The 1507-nt window shown below is 44.9% G+C and carries 1 protein-coding gene; it reads left to right on the top strand.

Going from position 1 to position 1507, the window contains the following annotated elements; all coding sequences use genetic code 11:
- The first annotated feature begins 134 nt into the window (after window positions 1-134).
- Entirely contained in the window at window positions 135-893 is a 759-nt protein-coding gene (gene istB / locus MOST_RS15495) for an IS21-like element helper ATPase IstB (protein WP_054936528.1), read from the top strand.
- Window positions 894-1507: the final 614 nt, after the last annotated feature.

Genomic DNA, 1507 nt, shown 5'->3' on the forward strand with positions numbered 1-1507 from the left:
ATTATAACAAATATGGTAATGCCAAAAGATGTTAAGTCTTAGCTATTTCCTTATATCCCCATACAAACTTAAATATTCCACGCTTAAAAATTTCTCATCTCGTGTCTTGACAATGGGGTCCACCTTACAGTATCATGAGCAACAAATTAACTACTTACCTGGAAAGCCAGATGCAGGCCTTAAAACTAAAGGGGATGCTTGCCCATTACCGGGAGGTAACGGAGAAGGCCTCGCAAAACAATCTTTCTTATACCGAGTACCTCTCCCTCCTCTTCGAAGAGGAATTAAAAAGAAAAAACGAAGGCACGGTCAAAACGAAAATCAATAAAGCGCGTTTCCCCTTCATCAAAACCCTGGAGGAATTTGACTTTAGCTTCCAACCCTCCATCCGGGAAAAAGAAATTATCGCTTTAGGCTCCCTGGATTTTGTTGAGAAAAAGGAAAATGTAATCTTCCTGAGGCCGCCCGGGGTCGGTAAGACGCATCTATCAGTAGCCTTAGGCATAAAGGCCTGCATGGCCAAATATCGCGTAGCATTTATCACGGCCCAGAAGCTCTTGGAAGAACTACTTTTGAGCGCCAAAGACGGCAGCCTCCTCGACAAGCTGCTGGGTTACTCGCGCCTCAACCTTTTAATCATCGACGAGCTCGGCTACATGCCTGTAAGCAAAGAACAGGCCAACCTCCTCTTCCGCCTGGTCTCCATGCGCTATGAGAAGGGGAGTATTATCCTGACCAGCAACTATAACTTTAACGAATGGGGGGAGATATTTTCCGACCAGGTGGTGGCCGCGGCCATAATTGACCGGCTTGTGCACCACGCCCGCATTTTCTATATTAACGGCACTAGTTACCGGCTCAAAGGTAAACTGAAAGCAGCCAACGACCGTTAATTCGGCAACTGAGCTACATCTCTTTCCCTTTGGCGCATGACTTGAAGCTTATTATTTTTGTTCCCCAGTGGGTCAATTTTATTTGCACATAGTGGGTCAATTCTATTGACAATCAACAAATTCCTCATAGGTAGGCTGCGAACCTCCTGCCTTCTGGCCGAATTTACCATATAAGCTGTGTTTCAATTCCTCATAGGTAGGCTGCGAACGATTGTCCAACTTTAAAGCCCTTTCATCCGTATAATAGTTTCAATTCCTCATAGGTAGGCTGCGAACGCATATTTAGGCAATTTGTATCACCTGCCAAACTGCAGTTTCAATTCCTCATAGGTAGGCTGCGAACTGACAATAAGGAATATCAAACTCACCCATGTTTCTTGTTTCAATTCCTCATAGGTAGGCTGCGAACCCAGAGGAGGCCTATATCTCTACTGGCCGTAGCGTATTGTTTCAATTCCTCATAGGTAGGCTGCGAACAAGTTAAGAAATAGACATAATGGAAGGGCCAGCCCCACAGTAGCGATACGTAGGTTATATTGGTACAATAGAGACCAATACAGAGCTACAAGCTAAGGAGGCTGGCAAGATGAATTATACCACATATGTAGGGCTGG

Source organism: Neomoorella stamsii (genome assembly GCF_002995805.1).
Lineage (GTDB): Bacteria > Bacillota > DSM-521 > Neomoorellales > Neomoorellaceae > Neomoorella > Neomoorella stamsii.